The organism is Myxococcales bacterium, from assembly GCA_016703425.1.
In the GTDB taxonomy this organism is placed as follows: domain Bacteria; phylum Myxococcota_A; class Polyangia; order Polyangiales; family Polyangiaceae; genus JADJCA01.
This window is the reverse complement of record JADJCA010000002.1, coordinates 669,977-693,467: the sequence shown is the minus strand read 5'-3', so window position 1 is coordinate 693,467 and position 23,491 is coordinate 669,977. Positions and strand designations below refer to the sequence as shown.

Annotated in this window: 21 protein-coding genes and 1 tRNA gene; 10 read left to right on the top strand and 12 right to left on the bottom strand. The window is 68.1% G+C overall.

What is annotated here, in order from left to right:
* The 6 genes from IPG50_09235 to IPG50_09210 all read right to left on the bottom strand — a co-directional run bounded on the left by IPG50_09235 (position 1) and on the right by IPG50_09210 (position 7,668).
* Positions 1-1,515 carry a hypothetical protein gene (locus IPG50_09235; protein MBK6692373.1) on the bottom strand — a complete coding sequence of 505 codons (1,515 nt, stop codon included), beginning with the start codon at positions 1,513-1,515 and terminating at the stop codon, positions 1-3.
* 10 nt (positions 1,516-1,525) lie between these two features.
* Complete coding sequence (locus IPG50_09230; protein ID MBK6692372.1) at positions 1,526-3,067, bottom strand: hypothetical protein; 1,542 nt, start codon at positions 3,065-3,067, stop codon at positions 1,526-1,528.
* Positions 3,064-4,551 (bottom strand): hypothetical protein, encoded by a 1,488-nt coding sequence (locus IPG50_09225; GenBank protein MBK6692371.1) that lies wholly within the window; start codon positions 4,549-4,551, stop codon positions 3,064-3,066. The genes IPG50_09230 and IPG50_09225 overlap by 4 nt, the downstream gene beginning before the upstream one ends.
* Positions 4,552-4,589: 38 nt before the next feature.
* Positions 4,590-5,660 (bottom strand): hypothetical protein, encoded by a 1,071-nt coding sequence (locus IPG50_09220; GenBank protein MBK6692370.1) that lies wholly within the window; start codon positions 5,658-5,660, stop codon positions 4,590-4,592.
* A gap of 22 nt (positions 5,661-5,682) precedes the next feature.
* The gene (locus IPG50_09215; protein ID MBK6692369.1) at positions 5,683-7,008 is read right to left on the bottom strand and encodes an OmpA family protein; all 1,326 of its coding nucleotides are present in this window, start codon (positions 7,006-7,008) and stop codon (positions 5,683-5,685) included.
* Between the two features lie 111 nt (positions 7,009-7,119).
* Positions 7,120-7,668, bottom strand: coding sequence for a hypothetical protein (locus IPG50_09210; GenBank protein MBK6692368.1), 549 nt, complete (start codon positions 7,666-7,668; stop codon positions 7,120-7,122).
* Here IPG50_09210 and IPG50_09205 point away from each other — a divergent pair.
* Together IPG50_09205 and IPG50_09200 are read left to right on the top strand one after the other, a co-directional pair.
* Positions 7,667-7,951 carry a hypothetical protein gene (locus IPG50_09205; protein ID MBK6692367.1) on the top strand — a complete coding sequence of 95 codons (285 nt, stop codon included), beginning with the start codon at positions 7,667-7,669 and terminating at the stop codon, positions 7,949-7,951. The genes IPG50_09210 and IPG50_09205 overlap by 2 nt on opposite strands.
* 466 nt (positions 7,952-8,417) lie before the next feature.
* Positions 8,418-8,494 (top strand) — tRNA-Pro (locus IPG50_09200).
* A 121-nt stretch (positions 8,495-8,615) separates the two neighbouring features.
* On the opposite strand, the gene IPG50_09195 is transcribed toward IPG50_09200, so the two are convergent.
* Positions 8,616-10,097 carry a hypothetical protein gene (locus IPG50_09195; protein ID MBK6692366.1) on the bottom strand — a complete coding sequence of 494 codons (1,482 nt, stop codon included), beginning with the start codon at positions 10,095-10,097 and terminating at the stop codon, positions 8,616-8,618.
* Positions 10,098-10,402: 305 nt separating this feature from the next.
* Between IPG50_09195 and IPG50_09190 the strand changes: the two genes are divergently transcribed.
* On the top strand, positions 10,403-10,978 hold the full coding sequence (locus IPG50_09190; GenBank protein ID MBK6692365.1) for a TetR family transcriptional regulator C-terminal domain-containing protein: 576 nt from the start codon (positions 10,403-10,405) through the stop codon (positions 10,976-10,978).
* Positions 10,979-11,067: 89 nt separating this feature from the next.
* Entirely contained in the window at positions 11,068-11,445 is a 378-nt protein-coding gene (locus tag IPG50_09185) for a group 1 truncated hemoglobin (GenBank protein ID MBK6692364.1), read from the top strand.
* Between the two features lie 76 nt (positions 11,446-11,521).
* Here the strand turns inward: IPG50_09185 and IPG50_09180 are convergent, their stop codons facing one another.
* Both IPG50_09180 and IPG50_09175 read right to left on the bottom strand, forming a co-directional pair.
* Positions 11,522-12,169: a hypothetical protein gene (locus IPG50_09180; GenBank protein ID MBK6692363.1), complete on the bottom strand. Its 648-nt coding sequence runs from the start codon at positions 12,167-12,169 to the stop codon at positions 11,522-11,524.
* A 39-nt stretch (positions 12,170-12,208) separates the two neighbouring features.
* Positions 12,209-13,054: an SDR family NAD(P)-dependent oxidoreductase gene (locus IPG50_09175; GenBank protein ID MBK6692362.1), complete on the bottom strand. Its 846-nt coding sequence runs from the start codon at positions 13,052-13,054 to the stop codon at positions 12,209-12,211.
* A gap of 243 nt (positions 13,055-13,297) precedes the next feature.
* Here IPG50_09175 and IPG50_09170 point away from each other — a divergent pair, with 243 nt between their 5' ends.
* From IPG50_09170 to IPG50_09160, 3 genes are all read left to right on the top strand, one after another.
* The gene (locus IPG50_09170; GenBank protein MBK6692361.1) at positions 13,298-14,452 is read left to right on the top strand and encodes a hypothetical protein; all 1,155 of its coding nucleotides are present in this window, start codon (positions 13,298-13,300) and stop codon (positions 14,450-14,452) included.
* Positions 14,453-14,570: 118 nt separating this feature from the next.
* The gene (locus IPG50_09165; protein ID MBK6692360.1) at positions 14,571-14,900 is read left to right on the top strand and encodes an SCP2 sterol-binding domain-containing protein; all 330 of its coding nucleotides are present in this window, start codon (positions 14,571-14,573) and stop codon (positions 14,898-14,900) included.
* A gap of 24 nt (positions 14,901-14,924) precedes the next feature.
* Positions 14,925-16,097 carry a CoA transferase gene (locus IPG50_09160; GenBank protein ID MBK6692359.1) on the top strand — a complete coding sequence of 391 codons (1,173 nt, stop codon included), beginning with the start codon at positions 14,925-14,927 and terminating at the stop codon, positions 16,095-16,097.
* Between the two features lie 21 nt (positions 16,098-16,118).
* On the opposite strand, the gene IPG50_09155 is transcribed toward IPG50_09160, so the two are convergent.
* Complete coding sequence (locus IPG50_09155; GenBank protein ID MBK6692358.1) at positions 16,119-17,066, bottom strand: hypothetical protein; 948 nt, start codon at positions 17,064-17,066, stop codon at positions 16,119-16,121.
* Positions 17,067-17,189: 123 nt separating this feature from the next.
* Between IPG50_09155 and IPG50_09150 the strand changes: the two genes are divergently transcribed.
* Genes IPG50_09150 through IPG50_09140 form a run of 3 tightly spaced genes read left to right on the top strand, consistent with a single transcriptional unit; the run spans position 17,190 to position 21,925 of the window.
* Entirely contained in the window at positions 17,190-19,889 is a 2,700-nt protein-coding gene (locus IPG50_09150; protein MBK6692357.1) for a protein kinase, read from the top strand.
* On the top strand, positions 19,889-20,860 hold the full coding sequence (locus IPG50_09145) for a hypothetical protein (GenBank protein MBK6692356.1): 972 nt from the start codon (positions 19,889-19,891) through the stop codon (positions 20,858-20,860). Before IPG50_09150 ends, IPG50_09145 begins: the two co-directional genes overlap by 1 nt.
* A 54-nt stretch (positions 20,861-20,914) precedes the next feature.
* Positions 20,915-21,925 carry a hypothetical protein gene (locus IPG50_09140; GenBank protein ID MBK6692355.1) on the top strand — a complete coding sequence of 337 codons (1,011 nt, stop codon included), beginning with the start codon at positions 20,915-20,917 and terminating at the stop codon, positions 21,923-21,925.
* Positions 21,926-21,946: 21 nt separating this feature from the next.
* On the opposite strand, the gene IPG50_09135 is transcribed toward IPG50_09140, so the two are convergent.
* The gene (locus IPG50_09135; GenBank protein ID MBK6692354.1) at positions 21,947-22,759 is read right to left on the bottom strand and encodes a uracil phosphoribosyltransferase; all 813 of its coding nucleotides are present in this window, start codon (positions 22,757-22,759) and stop codon (positions 21,947-21,949) included.
* A 72-nt stretch (positions 22,760-22,831) separates the two neighbouring features.
* On the bottom strand, positions 22,832-23,302 hold the full coding sequence (locus IPG50_09130; protein MBK6692353.1) for an SMI1/KNR4 family protein: 471 nt from the start codon (positions 23,300-23,302) through the stop codon (positions 22,832-22,834).
* Between the last annotated feature and the right edge of the window lie 189 nt (positions 23,303-23,491).

The window sequence follows — 23,491 nt, the reverse complement described above, 5'->3', positions numbered from 1 at the left end:
CTACTCGAGCACGCTCACGAACACGCGGCCGAGGATGCCCTCGGTCCACGCGATGGCCATGCGCTCGGGCGTGCCGCCGAAGGCGACGGCGGGCCAGTCGGCCCTGCGCTCCGGTTCGGCGAGCGTTTCTGGCGGATCCCAGCCGGCGCCCTCCCAGCCGCGCCGCAGACGTAGCGCAGAGCCGCGCTCCGTTTGCTCACTCCAAACAATCGCGATGGCTCCATCGTGCCCCGTTGCGAGGGCGAGGTTCCCAGCCTTGGCCCCCTCGAGCGAGATGCGGACCGGCGCGTCGGGCGAATCGAGCCACTCGCCCTGTCGACTGCGACGAAGGGCGTAGAGAACCTTGCCATCGGGGCCTTCCTGCGTCCAGGCGAGCACCAGCGTTCCGCGCGCACCGAAGGCCACCTCGAGGCGCTCCACGTGCCCGCGGCTCCGTCCCAATGATGCGGCGAGCGTCTTTGGCCGTTGCCACGGACCGCCGAGCGCTCGCTGCGCCACGTAGGGACGGAGCTTCGCCTCGTCGTCGAGCTGCGTCCACGTGCAGACGGCTTCTCCGGTGACGGGCGAGAACGCCGCGCGTGGGCTGCCCGCGCCTTGCCCGCCGACGTCGGTGCCGAAGACGGACAAGTGGTCTTGCCCCGTTGATACCGAGAACGTTCCCGTGAGCCCGCTTCGTTCCGATACGAAGGCCATGAGTGAGCCGGCCGCCGGCGGCGGCGCATCGCGGACAGCCTGATACCAGCTCACCAAGACGTCACCGTTCTGGGCCGCCGCCAACCGCGGACTGTTGGCGTAGAGCACGCGGTGCGAGACAGCCTCGATGGCGGTCTTGGGCCGGTCCCAAGCGCTGTCTGGCAATTTCCGTGCAATCTGCACTCCGTAGGAGTCGCCAGCCCACTGATCCCACGTGACGAGGACTTCGCCCGTGGGCGCCCGGAGCACGTGCGGCTGCGTGCCTCGCGGGAGAAACGAGAAGCGGTCGGCCCGATCGGTCGGCCCCAGCCAGGCGCCGCTGTCGGTGCGCTCCGCCACGAAGACGTAGCTCTCGTCGGGCTGCTTCGTCTCCACCACCGTTACAGCGACGGTCGCGCGACGCCCCGGACCGGTGGCGAGCGACAAGTCGGTCGGCTGGCCTCCCACAGCCGCAAAGGGCTCGGTGAGACGAAAGGTACCCGCGGCGGACTCGGCGGCGACGACGGCGCGTGCTTCTTGGTCGTTGGCGGTCACCCAACCGACAACGGCGCGGCCGTCGTCGTCGATGCCGATCGAGACGCGGCGGGCGCCGGCGGGGCCCAGATCACGCTGCCCTGGAGCCGAGCGCAGCGTCATCGGTTGGCACGCCCCGGCCAGAGCACGGCTCCACGCGGGGCAGCAGCTGCGGTCTTCTCGGCGGCGCTCGATGGAACAGTCGCAGTCGGTGTTGGCGGCGCAAGGCGGCGGTTCATGAGCGACCTTGCCGCAGCCGAGCGCCGCCATGGCCATTGCGGCGAGAGCCGCGCGGGCTGCGCTCGTCATGGCGCGACCGTCACGGCGCAACCAAGCGTCGCGCGCGTCCCAAGGAAGCGAGAAACGAGCGGACCTTGAGGCGCTCGGTCTCGGGAAGGAAGACGTACCCGTTACGGGCCGGCAACGCTTCGCCGCCGTGAGCCAAGATCGCATCCTCCACCGTCACGGTGCGGCCGTCGTGGAGATACGGCTTGCTTCGCGCGAGACCCCACAACGGGCGCGTGAGGAACTGCTCCGGAGCCACCCCTCGATCAGGCCGTGATTCACGGAGCTCGGGACCCATGTCGTGACGCCTGAGATCGCTGTAGAGCTCGACCCACGTGCCGCCGCCGTCGGCCGGCGCCGCGACGCGCGGCTCCGCGGCCTCTTTCCCGAGATCGACGACGAGCGGTTTTCCGCCCGCGCGGCTCGCCAAGCGAAAGACGCTGCTCTCGAGCTTGAGCGCCGGTCGATGGCATTCGACGCATCCGAGCCGTTCGAAGGTTCGCCGGCCCTCCGCGACGTTCATCGCAAAGTCCGAATCAGAAACGAACGTCCGCGTGTTCGTCGGGATGAGGGAGAGCGGCGTCTCCTGCATCGCGACGAAGAGCGACAGCACCGACGTCTGCCCCTCGGTGATCTCTCTCGTCGCGCCGTCGCCATCGGGGTCGTCGCCGCCGCCGTTGCCGGCTCGCTCAGCGCCTGCCGCGCGGGCGAAGTGCTCACTCTGCATTCCGTGATGGATGTTCAGCGAGTCCTCGACGATGTCGCGGATGGTCGCAAACGAACCCTTCCAGCCGAAGGGCCGCACGATCAGGTCCGGCGAAATGGCCGCGAGCCGTGATGTGTCGAGCGACCCATCGGCTTTGGCGTCGAGAAAGCCAAAGGATACGCCCTTGCTGAGCAGTTCTACGGAGGCCGCGGCCTTCTCTCGGCGCGCTCGTGCGATGAGACCCTCGCGCAGACTCGCGAGGTCGCGCGTCATCTCTTGCGCGAGGAGCTCCACGAGGCCCGCGCCGTGGAGAGTCGGCGGGTTTCGCTCGAGCGCCGAGTCCTGGCTGTCGCCATCGCCGTCGAGGTAAGCGTTGTCGGCGCCATCGCCCGCTCCCGCGAGGCCGCCGCGCCAGTGGCAGGTCGCGCACTTGTGCGCGTCGGGGCCACCGCGACGGCCTCGATGAAATCGGGCCAGCGTCGGCAAGTCGGCTGCGCCGAAACCCACGTCCTTCGTAAACGGCACGTGGAAGAGTTGGCCGCCCAACTGGTACATCTCTTCGTTCGACCAGAGGCCAGCCTCAAGCTCGCCTTGTTCCACGCGCGTCGCGCGGAACAGGTACCCGGGCCGCGCCCCCTCGAGGAATCGGCTCTCCCGTCGAAAGGCGTCCTGCTCGAGCGCCAGCCTCCCTTGCGCGCGCGGGTCGGCCGGGGTGCGCGTGGAGAAGATGCCGAGGGCCTTGGCCATGGGAGAACGCTGCACGCGTGCGGGCACCGCCGTCGATTCGTCACACCCTGCTGTGGCAGCCGCACCGGCAACAACGGCGAGACCCACGAGGGCTCGAGCGACGCGGCGCGCGAACGAGCTCATCGGGCCATCCGCAAGCGCTGCGCGCGCGAAAGCGAGAGGAGAAAGACGTGCAGGTCCGCTTTGCCGTCGGCGGAGAGCGCGAGGTAAGCGTCGCGCGAAGCCGTCGCTTCTCCGCCGTGGGCGACGATGGCTTCCGGGAGCGATGGCGCCCGTCCGTCGTGCAGGTAAGGCGCCGTGTCGGCGAGGCCCCACAGCGGTCTCGTGAGGAAGACCGTGCTTGGGATTCCGTCGGCAGAGACGTGCCGATCGGCGAGCTCGGGCCCCATGTCGTGCCGTTTGAGATCGCTGAAGAGGCGAACGTTCGCGCTGCTCTTGGGCTGATCGCCCTCCGTCATGATGTAGACGAGGTTGCCAGGCCCACCGGTCGTGTCGGGCAGCTCGCGCCATGAGACGCCGAGTAGCGTCAGCTCGCGCGTGTGGCAGGTGGCGCACGCCACGGCATCGAAGGTGGCGCTGCCTCGCGCCCACCGTTCGCGGAGGCCCAAGTCAAACGGCACGCGCACCGCGGGGCTCTCCAGCATCGCCATGTAGATGGCCATGGCCGAGAGAGCGCCTTCTTCCAGTTCGCGCACGACGCCGTCGTTGTCGGGATCGGCTCCGGGCCCGGGACCAAAGCGAACGACGTCGGGGTTCTTCTCTTGGGACGCGGCGATGACCGTCGATTGGATCCCAAAGTGCACACGCGCGGCGTCTTCCGCGAAGCGGCGGAGCGTCGCCACGTTGCCCTTCCAACCGAAGGGTCGCACGACGAGATCGGTCGACACTCCTTCGACGCGCGCCGTGTCGAGGCTGCCTCCGGGGTCCGCCGTGAGGGCTCCGAACGAGACTCCCTTTGCCTTGAGCGCCACGGTGACCGGCGCGCCAGTCGTCTTTGCCTGCAGCAGTGCGACGTCGCGCGAGGCCGCGAGCTCGCGGGTCATTTCCAGGGCGAGCGCCTGGACGATGCCGCCACCGATGACCTGAGGCGCATTGCGCGCGAGCGCTGACGACTCGCGCACGCCGTCACCTTCCACGAAGGCGCGCTGGGTCTCGGAACCGGCGCCGTCGACGCCGCCCACCGAGTGACAACTGCTGCACGCGTGCGAGTCCAGGCCTCCGCGGACGCCCGTGTGGATTCGTCGAAGCTTGCCGCTCGCGCCGGCGCCGAAGCCGTCGGCGCGATCGAACTCGTGCGAAAAGATGCTGTCTCCCAGGCGGAAGAGGATGTCGTTGATATCCCCGCCCTGGTCGAGCCGCTCCTGGGAGACGGCCAAGGCCTCGCGGCCTTCTGCGGGTTCCACGGCGGCCACGGCCTCGTCTGCGGCTTCACGAGCGCCAAGCTCGACGGCCTCGTCGACCCAACGCGCGAAGGTCGGCTCGTCGGGGGCTTCGCCGCCGGGCCAAGGTGTCTGGGCGGGCTCATCAGCCCGCGCCGAGATAGCGATGGCGACTGCGAGCCCCCCAACGAACACACCTGCCCAGCGTAGCGAAGCGCCGGCGCGCATCTCAGCCCCTCAGCCCAGGATGCCGCTCACGTGCCCGCTCACTTGCAGCACAGGATGGCGCGGGTGACGCCGCCGCACTCGAGCTTGCCGCTGACGGCGTGCGAGACGCACGGGTTTGCGCCGCAGTTTGAGGGGTAGCCGAGGCCGTTGTACGTGTCGTCGCTGGCCGTGTCGCCGTCGAGCCGAGCGATCATCGTGCCGCCACCGAACTCCACGAACTCGCCGTCTGCGATGTGGTTGGTGCCGTAGCGCCAGTCGTCGCAGCTGCCGCCGCGCTGATTGGGGGCGCCGGTTCCGGCGCTCGTCTGGCCGGCCGGGCGCCCGTCCTCGAAGGTGATGGTCGTGCCGTTGGCGGTCTCGGGCGTGTCGCGGTGCAGCCACGCATTTGTCGTCGTGTTCTTCAGGGCGATGAGCTTGCCGCAGGTGTCGAGGGTCTTGAGCTCTTGCCAGGTGCAGACGTGCGAACCGGCGAAGGTGAGGTTGCAGGCGTTGTCGCCGGCGGCCTTGCCGACCTTACCGCCTGCGGCGGCGGCCAGCGAGGTGCCCCACACAGAGGTGTGACCGGGCAACAAGCCCGCGTAGCCGCCGGTGGCGCAAGCATCAAAGCCGGGACCCGAGTCGGTGATGGTGACGCCGCTGTCGCCGCCGGTGCCGCTCGTGCAAACGCCCTGCGGGAGGAGGCACTGTTGCGGCTGCGTGCACTGCGAGGTCGCCTGGCAGGGGCCGCACTTGCCGTTCGCGCAGACCTGCCCCGCGGGGCACTGCTCGTTCGAGGTGCAGGCGCTGCACTGGCCGCTGACGCAAGCCAAGCCATCGGCGCACTGACTGCTCGTGGTGCACGGTCCGCAAACGCCCGACGCCGTGTCGCAGACGGGCTTCGTCGGATCCTTGCACTGTGCATTCGAGGCGCAGTTGCCGCACTGCCCATTGACGCAGACGCGCCCGTTGCACTGGGCGTCGGTCGTGCACGGGGCGCCGACGTCAGCGGGCTTCGTGACACCGCCACCACCTGCACCGCCATCGCCGTCCGGATAGTCCACCGCCTGCACACCGCAGCCGATGAGAACACCGAGTCCGATCCATCCGCCCAGCCAACCACGCTTGCTCATGACCTGCTCCTCGCTCGAGAAACTATTTGTTGAGGATGACGAACTCGACGCGCCGATTGCGCTCCCTGCCTTCGGCTGTCGCGTTCGATTCGAGGGGAAGGGTGGGGCCATAGCCCTTCGACTCGAGACGATCTGGGGTAAGGCCCTGCCCAATCAGGTACTCGCGAACTGCCGCCGCGCGTGCCTCGGACAACGCCAAGTTGTGTTCAACCGCTCCGACCGCATCGGTGTGTCCTTCGATGCGAACGCGCAACTTCGACGCGTCCTTTAGAGCTTGAGCCACCTCATCGAGGATGTCGAACGACTTCGGCAAAATTGTAGCCTGATTGAACGCAAAGAAAATCTTCTGAGCGATTTCAATCTTCGACTCTTTGACCGTGACCTGCTTGTACTTCGGGCAGCCCTTGTTGTCGGGCTCGCCCTTGACGTTCGGACACTGATCGTCCGCATCGTTGACGCTGTCGCCGTCGGAGTCGGGGCAACCCTTGTTCTCCTTGGGGCCTGGGATCGTTGGGCAGCGGTCTTCCTTGTCGGGTACGCCGTCACCGTCGCTGTCGCCACCGGGGCAGCCCTGGTTTTCCTTCGGGCCGGGCTCCGTTGGGCACTTGTCTTCGTGGTCCGGTAGGCCGTCGAGGTCGGTGTCCGGGCACCCTTGCGTTTCCTTGGGGCCTGCCTTGGTCGGGCACTTGTCGATGGTGTCGGGGACGCCATCGCCGTCGGTGTCTTTCGGCCCGCGGCCCGTCAGTTCGATCTCGAGGGTGAGCCCCGCGATGACGATCTTCGCGTCGTCGGCGTTGACGTTCGGCTTGTCGCCGGAGGTGACTTGCAGAAAGCGGACGAACGGACCGAGCCAATACGCGGCCTTGTCGCCGAGTGGGAACTGGAGCCCGCCGCCGACGGCGTAGCCGAACCGGCTCAGATCCCCCGTCTGGACAAAGCCAACGTCGGCGTCGACCCAGGGCGAGAGGCTGTTGTCTGTGTGCGGCTTCTGAATCCGCGCGCCGGCGCCGAGGAACGTGACGGACACGAGCTCGCCCTTGACCGTGGGCGTGTTCTTGCCGCCGAAGCCGAGGATGCCGGCGGTCGCTTGGAGATCGATGAGCGGGTGCACCCCGAGGCCGAGCTTCGCCATGCCCGCGCCACCAACGCCGAAGTTGTCGGTCTGCGGTGCCGAAAGCGGAAAGGCGACGCCGGGCTCAAGCTTGAGCCCGATCATCATTCCGCCGCTGTCGACCTTGGCCTCGGCGGTTTGAGCGAAGGCTGGCGTCGAAACCAACAAGCCGACGGCAGCGATGCCCAGCGGGAGAATTTGATGGCGCCATCCAGCGCCGCGAGCACGCGCGATCACGTTCGAGAGACCTCCGTCCGAGACAATTTCCCGCTCGACCCTGCGCTCCGCATGGCCGAGTTACTACGCGCCGTCATGTGTATCACGCGTCGCCAAGCGGGATCACGTTGCTTACTTGAACGTGGCCTCGAGTTGGTCGCGCGCGAGCTTCACCGCGGGATCGTTGTCTGGCGTCAGGACCTTGGTCGCGGGACGAGCGGGCGGCGTGGCCGCCGTGCCCGCCGCGCCCGGCGAAGGGGTAGCGGTTTGCGGGGGAGGCGGCGCGGCGGCCGCCTTCGCTGCGAGAGCCGGGTCGCCGCGCCCCGCTTTCTTCCAGAGCTCGAGGTTGACGATGGTGCCGGGTTTGGTGCCCGGGATCGCGTTGACCCCATCGGACTTCTTCGCGGACGCAGGCGCCGCGGCCACGGCTGCGGTCTCGGTCGGCGCAGGCGCCGCCGCTTGAACCGGCGCCGGCGGCGCAGCAACGGGCGCAGCGGCAGGTGCGCCGGACGCGGCGCCCTTCTGAATGAACTTGTCGGCGTCGCCTCGCGCGATCATCGCCGTGAGAATACCGCCGGCCGTCAGCATCGCGACGATGCCCGCGGCCCAGTAGATGGCCAACATGCCGCTTCGCTTGCGTTTGACCTTGCGGTTGATCTCGCCAGCGGAGGGCACGGACATGCGAGCCGACGACGAAGGCGCCGCGGGGGCGCTCGACCGGCCCGAGCCCATCTCCGGCGGCCGCACCCGTGTCATGTCCGCCACGCGTGGCGAAAGGGGCGGCGTCGACGTTGGCGACATCGTGCGGACCGTGGTCATGTCGGCGGGGCGGCTCTTGCGCGGCTCGACGGCGCTCGCAGGGGCGTTGACGTCCGGCGACGAGCTTCGCGCGGGGCCAGTCGATGCCGTCGGCGGGCGTACTGCGGTCATGTCCTGCGGCTTGTTGCTCACGTTCTCCTCGTAGCCTTTCGGCCGGTGGCCGGGCGGCAGGGCCCGCGTGACGTCCTCTTCTTGTCTGTCGGCGATGGCCCGCTCTCCGCTATCGGATGGTCGAATGGGGCGACTGCCACCTCGGATGGTCGGAGGCTCGCTTCTGGCGGCAGCTCGATCAGGGTAACCCACGCGGCACCTCTCTGGCGAAACGACCGGCCGAAAAGGCGAAGTCGTCGGATATGGAACTCAGCATCCGGCGAGGGTGGGCGCAATGTAATTTTCCCGCCGCGGCGGAAAGTTACGCCATCATCAAAATTGGTCACATTCGCCTACAGCGAAACTTTATGGGTGTTTCTCGGCTTGTCCACGCATGGGGGCGCGGAATCCTCGAAAGCTGCCCGGCTGTCTCAAAAGCGTTTCCATCCAGGCGCGGGGGAGGGACCGGCAGCGGGCTCACAGGTCTGCGCGGGAGCGTTTTGTGGTAACGGTCCATCGAACGGGGAGTCGCACAGTCCGGTAGTGCACGAGCTTTGGGTGCTCGTCGTCGCGGGTTCAAATCCCGCCTCCCCGACCAGGCGCCGCGAAGCGGCGCCAGTGCGGGGTGGCGCATTCGGCGTGCGGGTCGGCTGGCGCCGCCCCGACACGAGCAAATCCCGCTCGCGGACTTGGTGCGGGCGCAATCGCGACGCTCGTCGTCAATACGTGAGCCTGAGCTTGTAGACTTTGTTCCTTGTCGTCGCGGCTACGTAGAGGTTGTCGTCGCTGTCCCACGCAAAGTCCGAGATCAACGGATAGCTCGCGTTCGGCGTTGAAGGCGCGTCGAGCTGCCACTCCGCGACTTGCGTGAACTCGCCGTTGGCGTCGAGCTTCCAGCTGAAGAAGCGAACCGAGCCGGTGTACATGTCCGAAACAATCACGTTGCCGAAGCGGTCGACGGCGATCGCGAACGGTTTCTCGCCGGCGCCCACGAGATGCTCGAGCTTGCCCGGCTGCCTCACGCCGCTCTCGTCGAACACGGACACCACGGGGTCGCTCGTGTTGTCGACGATGTAGAGACGCTTGTTCCGCCACACGAAGTGACGCGGGCTGGAGAAGATGCCCGGCGTCGAGCTGTGGGCGACGGCGGACCGAGGCTCCATCGGCGCACCGACGGGGATATAGCCGGAGCTCTTGGCCTGGGTCGCGGTGTTGAGCGCGCCGCCAAGCCAAGCAACGCCGAGGCCCGTGGTCACGTCGAGCGCGCTGATGCAGTTCCAATCGCCGTTGACGAAGCCCGGATAGTTCCAGAACCAATTGCCGACCCAGAAGCGGCCGCCGTGAATGCGGAGCGTGCTGCCCCACGTGAAGCCGCCGATCTTTGGACCAGCGTACGAGTCGGGCTGCCCGCTCGCATGCCACCCGTAGCTGCTTGGCCATTGAAAGCCGGTCCAGCGCACGAAGGCGTGCGCTGCGTCGAACTCTTGGATGCGCCAGTTGTCGAGTACGAAAAGATGATCGGCTTCGTCGATGGCCATCCCGCGGATCATGTTGAACACGCCGGGGTCGTAGCCGTAGACGGCCGTCGCCGGCGACGCGGCGCCGTGGAAGCCTTTCGAGTTGTCGCTGCCGCCGCCGATCCACCCGAGGTACGCGCCGGTGGCGTCGAATTTCAGAATGCGAGAGTGGCCCGGCGCGATGTTGCCAGCGAAGGACCGGCTCGCCAGATAGAGCGTGTGCGTGTCGGGGGCGTCGGTCTGCTCGGACACGTAGAGATGATTCGTCGAGTCGACGGCGAGCGCGTAGGGCTTCGCGAATGGGTGACTGATCTCGCCGAGCACCGAGTAGCCGGCGACGGCAGGGGTCGCGGGACCGGCGTCCGCCGCGTCGCTGGTGGCGGCGTCAGCAACGGAGCCCGCATCACCGGCGTCGCGCGCGTCTTCCACGTCCGCGTCCCCAGCATCGTAGCTCTCGACGCGATCGATCGACGCATCGGCGGCATCGCTCGCAACGTCGGCGTCTAGGCTGAGCGTCGCGTCGTGCGCGGCCGTGGCTGCGTCGGATGCCGGCTTGCCTCCACCGTCGTCGCGCTTCGACGCGGGAGCGTCTTCCGCCGGTGGCTCGCTCGAACATGCGGCGAGATTCGCAGCGGCGATCCACCCCATCAAGCCACCCACCGTCCACGCGCGCGCGATGCTCATCGCAGGATTCTTCCAAGGATCGGAGGACGCGACGCTGAGGTTTCGATGAGCGCCGGCGGACGACTGCGCCGGCGTCGTTGCTGCGGTCATCCCGCGTCCGCGCCCTCTCCCGCACCACGCAAGCGGCGCCAGTGCGGAGCGATGACCGGTCGTGCACGAGCTGCGAGGCTCCGCGCGGCGGCCGCGAGCCCGCAGGCCTGGCCCAGCCGGGGCTCTCATCGGGCTCCGTCGACCCTTCCTTCCGCGCGGCCGGGCCACCCCTTTGACAAGTAGACCAATCGGTCTATTCTGCCCGCGTCGCCGATATGACCTCGTCCACGAAACAAGACTTGCTCGAGCTGGGGCTCAAGCTCCTCTTGAAGCACGGCTACGCCGATCTCGGCGTGGCGACGTTGCTCGAACAAGCCGGCGTGCCGAAGGGGTCCTTCTACCACCACTTCGAAGGCAAAGAGGACTTCGCCCTCCAAGCCATAGACCTCTACATGGAGGGCGTTCACGCCGCCCTCGATGCTGCCTTCACAGACGATGGGCACACTCCGGTCGAGCAGATCCGGCGCTTCTTCGAGATGGTCTCCGAGGGCTACAAGGGCGACGGCTATTTGGGGTGCCTCTTGGGTGGGCTTGGCCAGGAGCTGTCCGGCATAAGCCCCACGTTCCGCGAGAAGGTGGAGGCGTGTTTCAACGTCATCGCGCGCCGCCTAGAGAAGGCGCTCACCGTCGCCAAGAAGCGAGGCGAGCTGCGTGACGACTTGAGCCCGCGCGCGCTCGCGGACCTGCTGGTCAATTGCTGGGAGGGCGCCGCGCTTCGCAGCCGTCTCCGTCGAAGCCCGAGTCCACTCAGTCAAATGCTCGATTTCTACTTCGCCGCCGTGCGGCCGTGAGCCCGCGCGCGCGCGCTGAGGGCACGCGCCGCTGCGTCTTTGATTAGACCGATCGGTCTGTTTTGGGTCGAAAAAAAAAGGAGGAAGTCATGGAAGTGAAGTCATTGTTTGAAAGGCTGGGCGGTTCGTCGGGCATCGAGCGCATCGTCGAGGAAGTGGCGAGCCGTCACTTAGAAAATCCCACCATTGGTGCGCGCTTTCGGCCGTACCTCGAACAGCCGCCGAAGCTGCAGGAGCTCAAGGTGCATCTCGCACGCTTCTTGGAGTTGGGGGCCGGCGGCCCACCTCGCTACACGGGCCGCGACATGAAGAGCGCCCACAAGGGCATGAACATCAGTCCTGCGGAGTACATGGCCGCGCTTGACGACATCGTCGCGGCGCTCGTAGCGGTGGGCATCGACGCGCAGACACGCAACGACGTGCTCGCCATCGCGTGGTCCCTGAAAGGCGAAATTATGCACGGTTGAACGCGGCTTCGCTTGGCAGGTTGGGGCAGGGGAAGACGTTCCCCTCCCCAACGATGCGCCGCGCCGAGCTCGCGAACTAAATCTTCCGGATCGCGTCGAAGGCTTGGCGCAGGCCCTTCGGCGTCGCGCTGATGTTCACGTAGATGTGGTCGCGGTCGGTTTCGATGCCGCGAATCCCGACGAGCGGTGTCAACACCGACAAGACCTTCTGCACGGTCCTGTTCTTGGCGATCGAAGGGACGCGCATCAAGTCGAGGACGATGCGGTCGCCCTCGGCCTCGACGATGGCGGCGGGCTTCTTAGGGAGGTGCTTGACGAGGTTGCCCGGCTTGGAGAGGTCGAGCGCGCCCGACTTCACGAGCGTCGCCACCGGTGAGTCGCTCTCGCCGAGCACCGTGAGCTTCAGATCGTTGAGGCGAACACCAACGCGGAGCGTGTCGACGGACACCTCGATGTGATCCACTTTGATGGCGCCGCCAGCCCTGAGGCTCGTGCCCATGGCGTCGACCGTCGCCGAGAGGCGCAACGCGGGCGGTGCCGTCGCCAACTCGATGTCCTTGGGCATGCGCTTGCCGGTCGGCGCTTGCTCCGCGAGGTACCGTAGCGCCGCCATCGGGACCCCAAAACGTCCGCTCGCCGCGTTGACGGCGGCCTTCACGAGCTCATCGGGATTCTTGCGGACGTAGCTGACTGCAGCCGACAGAAGGGCACGCGCTTTCGACATGACGTCCTCGGAGGCTACACGAAACGTGCTGGCGATTCGTCAGCCTTTGACGATCGCATCCCAGTGTTCGGCGATCTCGGCGGGCGACCAAAGGCCCGCGTCCGCGTCTTTGAACTTGCCCGCCGTCTCGACGACCTTGAAGGCGTACATCCGCGCGCCGGCGACAGCGAGCACGTACCCGGTGCGGTCGCCGGCGAGGTCGCTTGCGAGGAAGACGGCGGCCGGCGCGATGTGCTCGGGACTCAAGGTGTCGACGCCTTGAAACATCGGAAGGTCCTCGGTCATCCGCGTCTTCGCGATGGGGGCGATGGCGTTGACGGTGATGCGATGCTTCTGAAGCTCGATGGACATGGTGCGCGTCAGACCGTAGATGCCGGCTTTGGCGGCCGCGTAGTTCGACTGACCGAAGTTGCCGAGCATGCCGCTGACGCTCGTGGTGTTGACGATGCGCCCACCGCCACCTTGCGCGACCATCTGTTTGGCCGCCGCTTGCGAGCACAAGAACGAGCCCTTGAGATGGACCGCCACGACGACGTCCCACATCTCCTCCTCCATCTTGAGGAAGCTCTTGTCGCGCAGGATGCCTGCGTTGTTGATCAGCGCGTCGAGACGACCGAAGGTGTCGACAGCGGCCCTGACGAGCGACTGCGCGCCCTCCGCCGTGGCGACCGAGCCGTGATGGGCTACGGCGGCACCGCCGGCAGCCTTGATCTCGGCGGCGACGGCGTCCGCGAGCGTTGCGCTCGCGCCGGACCCATCGCGGCTCCCGCCCAGATCGTTCACCACGACCTTCGCGCCTTCGCTCGCTAGCGCGAGCGCGTGCGCTCGGCCAATGCCGCCGCCAGCGCCCGTTACGATGATCACCTTGTTGTCGAGAAGTCCCATGTTGCTTGGCTTCGTAGCGCGCGCGCCGGTCGCTGGAAAGGGGGCTGGCCTCCCGGAACATGCTTCGCCCGCTCATGCGCAGCGTGGCCAGCGCCCGCCCCGGTGGTGTCACTGAGGTGCGACGGAAGTTGCTCGACCGACGCCAGACCGCGACCAAAAAAGGCGGAAATTCCGCGCTCGCCGCGCCTTTTGTGCCGAGGCGCGTTGCGCCGAGCCTGGTCCACTCCGTGCACCGCCTCTGGCGTGAGCAAGTTTTCCCTCGCTACCGGTCTCGTGCCAGCGCCTCTCAACCGGGCGCGCATCCGGCTCCGGTTGGGTGGCCTCCTCGTGCTCTCGTGCATCGCCGTCGGTTGCTCCGCCGATGACCTGGGCGTCGCCCAGCAAGCGGCGTCGGGCAGCTGGACGCTCCCTGAGGAGGTGCGGGCGGCGGGTGCTCAGGCGAACGTGCAATACGACGACGCCCCCGGCTGGGACGCGAGCGCCTGCGGCAGCGGCCTCTTGCCCGGTGGCCGCGCGCTCGGCGCGGCGCTCGAAGCGCAGTTCTCGCAAATCTCCTCCATCGGCGGCTTCTCCTGTCGGCCGAACACGGCCAACACGTCGAAGATGAGCGTCCACGGTACCGGTCGCGCGCTCGACGTCATGGTGCCCGACAGCAGTCCGGAAGGTGACGAAGTCGCCAACTGGCTCGTCATGAACGCGCAACAGATCGGTGTACAGCTCATCATTTGGGACCGCACCGTTTGGCGCGCCGACGGGTCGAACACCAAGCGCTACGGCGGTCCGCACCCGCACAACGACCACGTTCACGTGGAGATCAACGAGGAGGCCGCCGCGCAGCGGACGCCGTTCTTCACGAACGGCACGCGCGTTGATGTGCCGGGCGCCGGGACGACGCCGGCGCCTCGCGAGCCGACCGACCCGGTGCCGCCGCCGGTGGTCACGCCGCAGCCCGTCGACCCGTATGAGCCGCCGGTCGATCCCGGCTACCCGCCGTACACGCCGCCAACCACCCCGCCGGCAACGCCCAGCTACCCGCCCTATCCGGGTGGTCCCGGCAGTACGGGGGGCATTCCCACGCTTCCCGGCGGCGGGACCGGCGCGTCGCCCGGCGGCGGGACGGTTCCGACCGCTGGCGCAGCGGCCCCGCCGCCCGTCACGCCACCGGTTACGCCCCCGCGCGTGCCACAGACCCCTCCGTCGTTGGCGCAGGCCGATGACCTCCCTTCCGGTCAGCCCGACTCGCTCGGCACCGGGGTTCGAAAGCCGAAGACCAAGGCGAAGGCCCAGCCTATCGAGAGCGGTTGCGCGGCCGCGCCCGGCTCCGCGTCGAGCGGGTCGCGTTTCGCCCTGGGCCTACTCGGACTCGCCGTGCTGCTGCGGCGCCGCCGCGGGAAGTGACACGCGCCCGCGGCCGAGACGCCGGCCGTCCTTGACGCGGCGCGTGACCGGGTGGTAGCTGCACCTTGTACTCGAACGGCACGTGCCGCGCCGCGAGACGAGCATTAGGAGTGGGTCCATGCCTGTCGACATTCAGAAGCTCTTCAACGACGACCTGCCCGCCGCCCTCTTGCGGAACGCAGAGGACGCCCGGACCATCGGCGCCAAGTTCCAGATGAACATCACCGGCGCCGGCGAGTGGAACATCGACGTGTCGGCCTCGGGTCCTGCCTGCAAGGCCGGCAGCGACGCCGCCGACTGCACCATCACCATCGAAGCCGATGACTTCCAGAAGCTGATGGAGAACCCGCAGGCGAACGGCATGCAGCTGTTTTTCCAGGGCAAGCTGAAGGTTGGTGGCAACCAGATGCTCGCCATGAAGATGCAGAAGCTCTTCCAGTACAAGTAGCCGCGCCTCCGGGCGCACCCGCCGATGTCGCCCCTCGAAGGCGTTCGTGTCCTCGACCTGAGTCGCCTTCTTCCAGGGCCGTTCGCGTCGCTTGTGCTCGCCGACATGGGCGCCAGCGTTGACAAGGTGGAGGAGCCGGGCGCCGGCGACTACCTGCGGCACATGCCACCGACCTTGGGTGGCGCGGGCTTGGGTGGCGCGGGCGAGACGCCGCAGTCGAGCCTCTTTCTCTTCCTCAACCGGAACAAGCGGAGTCTCTCGCTCGACTTGAAGAAGCCAGCGGGGCAGGCGGCGCTCCGCCGACTGCTCGCGCGCTACGACGTGTTGCTTGAGCAGTTTCGCCCCGGCGTCCTGGCGCGCCTCGGCCTCGCTCCCGAGGATCTCCTCCGCGAGCACCCCGCGCTCATCGTCTGCTCGCTCACCGGCTACGGCCAGACCGGCGAGCTTTCGCAGCGCGCGGGGCACGACATCAACTACGTCGCGCGCGCTGGCGCGCTCTTCGGGCAGGGACCCGTGGAAGGCCCGCCCACGGTGCCCGGCACGCAGGTCGCCGACATCGGCGGAGGGTTGTGGTCTGTCATCGCTATTCTCGGTGCCCTCGCCGAGCGCGCGCGCACGGGACGAGGCAAACACCTCGATGTCTCGATGCTCGAAGCGTCTATGTCGTTTGCCGCGGTGCCCTTCGGCCACTTCGCCGGCGGGGTCTCGCGCGCGCCCGGCGGCGCCGAGCTGACGGGTGGCCTCGTGGGCTATGGCGTCTACGCGACCAAAGATCGGCGGGCCGTGTCGCTCGGCGCCCTCGAACCGAAGTTCCTTGGCGCGCTGTTCGCGGCCGTGGGCAAGCCCTTCGATGCGGAGGCTTTTGCTCTGGGCGAACACCAGGAGCCGCTGCGTCGCGACCTCGCGTCGATCTTCCTCGAGCGCACGCTCGAAGAGTGGGTCGCCTTCGCGAAGGAGCGAGACGTTTGCCTCGAGCCGGTGCTGAGCCCCGCGGAGGCTGTCGCCGACGCGCACCTCGCCTCTCGCGGCGCGTTCTTCCAGTTGCCGTCGCCTTGGGGCCCGCTCCTCCAAATGCGGCTGCCGGTGACCGATCGCGCCGCCTCGCATTTGCCTCCCCCGCGCCAAGGGGAGCACTCCGCCGCGATCCTCCGCGAGGCCGGCTTCTCAGACGCCGAAATCGCTGAGCTCTCGACGTAGCCGCGCAAGCGAACGCGTGCGTCAGGCCTTCGGCTTTGCCGGCTCGCCGGGTCGACGTCGCACTTTGCGGAGCTCTTCGATGAACTCCCAGTCGGCGACGAGGCCCTTGCGCATGAGCACCGAAAGGAGCGCCGCGAAGAGCTCCTCCCAGCGGGGGATCTCGATGCCGATCTCGTTTTGCGCCTTGCCGTGCGAGACGTCGCGCAGCGCACGAACGATGTCGCGCGCCGTGAGCGTCGCGTGAGGGGCGTCGCCTGCTTCGCCGTCGCCCGCTTCTCCATCGCTCGTGCCGCGCGCGGGCATGCGTAGCGTCGTGCCGTCGAGCATCGTCACGGCCACCATGGGCCGTTGCGCGCGCCGCGGCAGTTCGACCTCAACGGCTTCGATTTCCGGCTCCGCGTCCGGGTGGTCGCCGGCGACCACATCTTCTGGCTTCGCCGGAGGGATTGAGCTGCGAGTGCCGGCGCCGGCAATCGGACCGAGCCGCTCCGAGAGGGGAGCGGGTGGTGGCGGGGCCGCCGGATCCTGCGCTCCGTAGTAAACGCGAAGGGCGCTCCGGATGTCGGTGGGACAGGCGATCATCGGTTGCGCAGGGAGCCCCGCATGTTGAGCGACCTCGGCGAGGGCCACGTCGTTGGTCGGGTCGTCCATCGCGACGTAGAGCGTCTCGCCCTGCTTGCGCACGCGGCGCACGTAGATCGGGACGAGGCAATACTTCTCCGCGACCTCACGAGGCACGAGGTTGAGGAGCTGTCGCGAGAAGTCGATGTGGTAGAGCGACACCCAAGGGACGCTCAGCTGTTGCCCGAGGATTTGCGTCAACTGGGTCTCGCTCACGAGACCGAGCTGGACGAGCAGTGAGCCGAGCCGCTGCCCCGGCGCTCGCGGCTGGCGGAGGGCTTCGTCGAGCTTGTCCTGGGCCAGAACGCGTGCCGACACCAGGAGCTCGCCTATGCGGGGGCGCGCCACCGCACCATCCTACGCCCGCGCGCCCAAGCGTCCACAATTACCGCAGGGTGCCTGCTGGGGCGCCAATTCCACGCGTCAACGCGCGTTTCAACGACAGTTGGCGCGTGATAGCCTCGCCGAACCGTGCGTACGTGTCCGCAATGTGGCTTTGAATGCGATGAAACCCATCGCTTTTGCCCCGCGTGCGGTTTCCCTATCGGTCAGATCTCGCGCGACACCGACGACCCGCTGATCGGGCGCACGTTGCCCGGCGGGTACGTCATCCTCGAGCTCGTCGGCATTGGCGGGATGGGGCGTGTCTACCGCGCCGAGCAGACCAACCTGGGTCGCACCGTCGCGGTCAAGATCGTTCACCCGCATCTCGTGGGTGAGGAGAGCGCCGTTGCGCGCTTCATCACTGAAGCGCGAGCCGCGAGCCGCCTCAATCATCCCAACTCCGTCGACGTCATCGACTTCGGCAAGACGAGCGACGGTCAGCTCTACCTCGTCATGGAATTCTTGCGCGGGCGCGACCTCGCCCGCGTGGCGTACGAAGAGGGCCCGCTCCCGTTTCGGCGCATCATCGACGTCCTTCGTCAGGTCCTCGCAGCCCTCGATGAGGCCCATCACCTTGGGATCATTCACCGCGATCTGAAGCCCGAGAACATCATCCTTGAGCCCATGCGGGCCGGCGGCGACTTCGTCAAAGTCGTCGACTTCGGTCTCGCCAAGATGCGCGCAGAAGCGCAGATGCCCTCGATCACGAGCCCCGGCATCGTGTGCGGCACGCCCGAGTACATGAGCCCCGAGCAAGGTCGCGGCGATCCGCTCGACGCGCGCAGCGACGTCTACGCCGTCGGCGTGGTGCTGTTTCAGCTCCTCACGGGACGCCTTCCGTTCGAAGCCGAGTCGCCGACGCAAGTCGTGCTCATGCACCTCTCGAAGCCGCCCATGGATCCGCGCCTCGTGGCGCCGGAGCGTCAGATCCCCGAGCCCATCGTCAACGTCACGCTGACGGCGCTCGCAAAGAATCCCAAAGAACGCTACGGCAGCGCCGAGATTTTCGCGAAGGCCCTCGTCGACTCCCTCGCCGAGGTTGACACGAAGGCGCGTCCACCGACGCCGAGCGCGACCAAGTGTGGCGCGTGCGGCGCCATGAATGCGTTTGGGCAGAAGTTCTGCGGTGAGTGCGGTCAGTCGACCTCGCCGTCGCTTGCGCCGCCGCCGCCTTCGGCTTCGCCACGCATCTCCGAGCCCGTCTTGATGCCGGCGTCTCAGCGGAAGATCTCGGCGGAGCATCGCCTGCGCTTTCCGTTGCCTCTCGTGGGGCGCGACGACGACCTCGCGTGGCTCGAGCAGCGGCGCGCCGACGCGCGCACCGGGCTCTCCGCAGCGCGCATCATCGGAGACTCCGGCGTGGGAAAGACGCGCCTCTTGCGTGAGTTCCTGCTCATCTGCGCCGCCGCCGGGGACACGGTGGTGGTGACCGGTCCGGACCCGCAGTGGGCCGAGGTCTCCTATTACGCGCTGCGGAAGACCATTCGCGTCCTCGCGGGTCTGCGTCCCGACGGCGGCCCCGCCGAATGGGCCTCGGCGAGCCCAGAAGCGCGCCAGGGGCTCACCGATTTGTTCCAGCCAAAGAGCGACGAGTCGGCCACGCGCCTTCGCCCCGAAGAGCGCCGCTTCGCGGCGGCCGAAGCGCTGCGGTGGGCCATCGTCCGGGCCAACGAGCGGGGCAAGGGGCGACGCGTCGTCCTCGCCTTCGACGACTTCCAAGCGATCGATGGCGGAAGCCGCAACGCCATCGACGACGCCGTAGCCGACCCGCCGCTCGTCCCCGTCATGATCCTGGCGACCCACACGCCCGAGTTTTCACCGGACTGGCGCTCCGATGTGCCGACGCCGCGCATCCTGATGGGGCTCCCCACCAGCGTCGTCACCAAGCTCCTGGCGACGAATGGCTCGCCGAGCGCGCCGTCGATGGCCGGCGGCCGCGGAATCTCACCGCTCTACCTCGACCAACTCGTTCGCTTCCAAAGGGAAGGGGGCACGGGCGCGCCGCCGCGCCTCGCCGATCTCATCGCCCTTCGCGTCGAGCGGTTGTCGGCGCCGGCGCGTCGCCTGCTCCAGGCGCTGGCCGTCATCGGTGACGAAGCGATGCCGGCGACGCTCGGCGCGCTCCTTCGCGAGAACGCTTCGCTCGAAGAGGCGACAAGCACGCTCAAGGCGGCGGGCATGGTCGAGCTCGACCTCGAGACCGGCGCGCTAACGTCAGCCCATCCGCTGCTCCGCGACGTGGTGCTCGCCACGATCCCCGCCGGAGCGAGGCGCGAGTTCCACGAGGCCGCCGCCAACTGGGCCCGCGCGGAGAATGCACCCATTGAGGTGCGCGCGATGCACGAGCTCCACGCGCACAACTCGTTTGAGGCGCTCGTGCTCTTGGAGCGCGTCGCCGTGCAGTGCGCCGCGCGCGGCGACACGAGCGGGAACATCCTCGCCCTCCGCCGCGGACTCGAGCTGGCGCGTCGCGAGTTCTTCCGAGGCGAGCTCGACGATCCGATGCGCGCCGTCTTGATCTTCAGCCGCAAGCTGGGCGAGGCGCTCGCCATCGCCGGAGCGCTGACCGACGCCGACGGCGTCCTTCGAGAGGCGCTCGACATGGCCGGTCCGAGCGGGCCTGACCGCGCACGCGTCCTCGGGGTCTTGGCGCGGGTCGCGAGCGGCCGTTCGCGCAACCAAGAGGCCCAGGCGTACCTGCGAGAAGCTATCGAGTTGGCCACGCGCGCCAAGGTCGCCGACTTGGTGACGTCGCTCGAAGAGCTGCAGCGCTCTCTCGCCTCTTGATGAGCGCGCCTCTCGCGTTAACGCCAGCCGGTTTCGTCGCGCTTCTTGCTGCGGCATGTGCGCCGGCGACCCCCGTCGCCGAGGTCCCTCCGAGGCGAGCATCGCCGCCGCTCGTCGCGCCGCCAGCGCTCGAAGCGCCGGTGCGCGCCTGCTTGTGGCTGCTCGCGTGCGACGAAGCGGCTGCTTCCGATGGTTCGTTCCTGTCGCGCTGCGTCGATGAAGCCGCGTCGCGAGGCGCCGACGGCGAGACCGAGTGCCTGAGTCGAGCGCGCTCTTGCTCGGACGTTCTCGCGTGCGTCGGTCGCGAAGCGACCGATGCGGCGCGTCGCCTCTGCGACGCCCGGCCCGGCGGCATCGTGTTCTGCGACGACAACCGCCTGGTGAGTTGCGACGGGGAGCGGCCGCGCATGACGAGCTGCGGTGAGCTGCGAGGAACGTGTCGCGAACAGCGCATCGCGAGCGGCATCGTCGTTCGCGGTTGTGCATCGCCGCATCTGTGCGGTGACGCCGCCGCAACGAGACGCTGCGATGGCATCTCGAAGCTCGTGTCGTGCCAGGACGGAATCGCCGAGCTCGCGCGGTGCCCTCGCGGCACGCGGTGCACGGAGGCGATGAGCGCACCCGGTGAGCAAGGCGCAAGCTGCGTGCCCATCGGCACGCGGCCCTGCGCACCGGGCCGAGCGCGGTGCGTCGGCGATGTCCGCGTCTCGTGCCTGAGCGTGCAAGGCCGCCACGTCGTCGGTGAAACCGACTGCGCGGCCGCTCAGATGAGCTGCCTGGACGTGCTCGGGGACGGGGCATCATGCGCCGCTGGAGACGCGTGCGCCGGAGGGCCGGCGACCTGCGATGGCGCCGCGCTCCGCTTTTGCGCGTCCGGCTTGCCGGTTCGCGCGGACTGTCGTCGCTACGGACTCGGCGCATGCCGCCCCGGGAAAGCCGGCGCCTTTGCCACCTGCGGCCCCCCGCTGTGACCTTCGTGTAGACTGCGCGAGTCCGGCGGCTCGCGCCGGCGGGAGGACACGCCCGTGGGGCCCGCCCCGCACATCACTCGCTGGGATCTCGACAAGACCTACCTGCGCACGGAGTTCGAGTCCGTACGGGATCTCTTGCGAACGGCTCTTGAGCGGCCCGACGAGAAGCGCACGCACGCGGGAGCCGCCACGCTCCTTCGGGAGATGTCGCGCGCCGGCGCGGCGGTGCACATCCTCTCGGGCTCGCCCGAGCAGATGCGCCGGCGTCTCGAGAGCAAGTTGCGCATCGACGGCATCCGCTGGGACCTCTTCACGCTGAAGCCGAACCTCGAAAATGTCTTGCGACTGCGCTTCCGCGCTGTTCGTGACCAGCTGGGCTACAAGTTGCCCAACCTGCTCGACGCCCGCGTTCATCCGATGCCGCTCTGCGCGGAGGGAGGGCTCACGGAGACCCTCTTCGGCGACGACGCGGAGGCCGACGCGTTCGTCTACTCGCTTTACGCCGACGTCATCTCGGGCCATGTGTCCGAGCGCGTCCTCGTGGAGATCTGCGAGCGCGGCCGCGTCTACCCCGACGTCATCGAGACGGTTCGCCAGAACGCACGCGCCGTCGCGAAGGTCGAAGGCGTCGAGCGCATCCTCATCCACCTGGAGGGACAGACGTCCCCCGAGCTCTTCCGCGCCTACGGAGTCCGTGTCGTTCCCTTCTACAACTACCTTCAGGCGGCCTTCGTCGTGTACGAAGACCGGCGCCTCTCGCCGGAAGGTCTGCTCAGCGTGGCCCACGATCTCGTCGTGAGCCACCGCTTCGACGGCGACTCGCTGGCTCGCAGCTACCAAGAGCTCGCCCGCCGAGGCCACCTTCGTGGCCGGGCCTGCGACGAGCTGCGCGAGGCCTTCGCGGCGCAGGAGCCGACGAAGGGAAGCGACGAAGTTCGGCGGATGGTCGAGCGCCTGCCGCAGCTCGCCGCGTCGGCAGCTCGCACCTGGCTCGGGAGCGATCAGCGGCTCCCCGACTACCTCTCGCTCGTCCTCGCGCACAACCCTCGCCATCGCCGGCGATAGCGGGGCGCGCCGGGCGGCGGACTACACCCAAGCGTTGTTCAAGAGCTCGCCCACGCCCCCTGCGCCTGGGACGATGTACTGGTGGTCGTCGAGGCCGCGCTCTTCCTCCCAGCGAGTTCCGGGCACCGTCGTCAAGACGTCGGGAGCGCTCAAGCCGCGGTCGATGCGAAGGGCATAGATGATCGTGTCGGGGTGCGCCGCGAGCAGGTTCTTCACGTACTCCGGCGTGACGATGAGGTGCATCGTGATGCACTTGGCCGGCTTGCCGTCGAGGCGCGTCTTGTAGTGCGTCAACGCGCTGATGAGCGACGAGCCGGTGGCCCCCATCGGGTCGGGGAAGAGAACGATGCGGTCGTCGACGTCGCGACCAATCTTCGCGTCGTGCCAGGTGGCGCCCGTGACGCGGCCCGCCTCATCGGTGGCGCGTGACATAAAGAGGTGATCCTGCCGCACCCCGGCCGGGTCGAGCACCTCGTTCAGGAGGTCGTAGACGACCTGCGAGGGCATCGTGCCCGCGCGGGCGATGCCCACAGTGATGGCCTTCGTCGCCGCGGCGACGGCGACGCCGCGATAGACGGCCTGCGGTGAGGACGCGACCATGCGCGTCGGAACATCGATGCGCGTGCGCGGAAATTCCGCCGCGAGGACGACTTCGCTCAACCGCTCGTAGAGCACTTTGACGAGGCGCCCCACCTGCGGCTGCCCAGTCTCCCGTGCGCAGAGGCGCGCGAGCTGCGTCCACGCGAGCGGGTCGTCAAGCAGGTGCACGTTCGGTCCGTACCGATGCTCGATCTCCGACGGCCGAAAGACACTCTTCGAGTACGCGCTCTCCATGCGGGAGGACGTAGCAGGCCTGAGCCGAGGAAAAAAGAGGCCGCCGGCATGGCCTCGCGGGCGCGCCCGCGGCTAAGTCCAGTGGCCAGCGCGAAGCGCCGCCGAGTCGATGACCTTGACCTTGGGGCCGAGCGCTTCGCGAAAGCTGTCCTCGTCTTCGTCGTCCATGATGGCGTCGCCGAAGCCAGCAGCGATTTCCATCGCTGTCGAGAGAATGCGCAAGAACTGGGCGAAGCTCGACGCCGCCAACGTCGGCTGCGTCCTGTCTTGCCCGCTCATCCTCGTCATGACGGGGCAATCGCCCTCGGGGTCGATGCGAGCGACGTCGAGGAAGTACGGATCGCTCAAGAGCGAGCTCTCGCCGATGACGACCCAGGTCGCCTTCCAGTTCGGATCCTTGGGCTGGGCCTTCTCGAGCTCCTCCGCCGGCAAGAGGCGAATCCGCTCGACAGGCGTCTGCGTCTCGACCTTCGTCGGGTTCGCCTTCAGGAGGAACTTTCGGTAGCGCGGGGGAACGCGAAGCTGCTTCTTCAGCTGCTCCACGAGCTCGGCCGGTGCGGCGCCGAAGGTGGCGTCGAGCTTCCGCTTTTGAAAGACGGTCTTCAGGCCGTCGACTGCGTCTGCGAGATCACTGTCCACGATCGACCTCGGAGCTTGAAGCGCCCGAACGGGGGCAATTGGCGTCCCGGCGAGCACCCCCCGCTCCCGGTAGAGCGCAAACGGTACCATCAA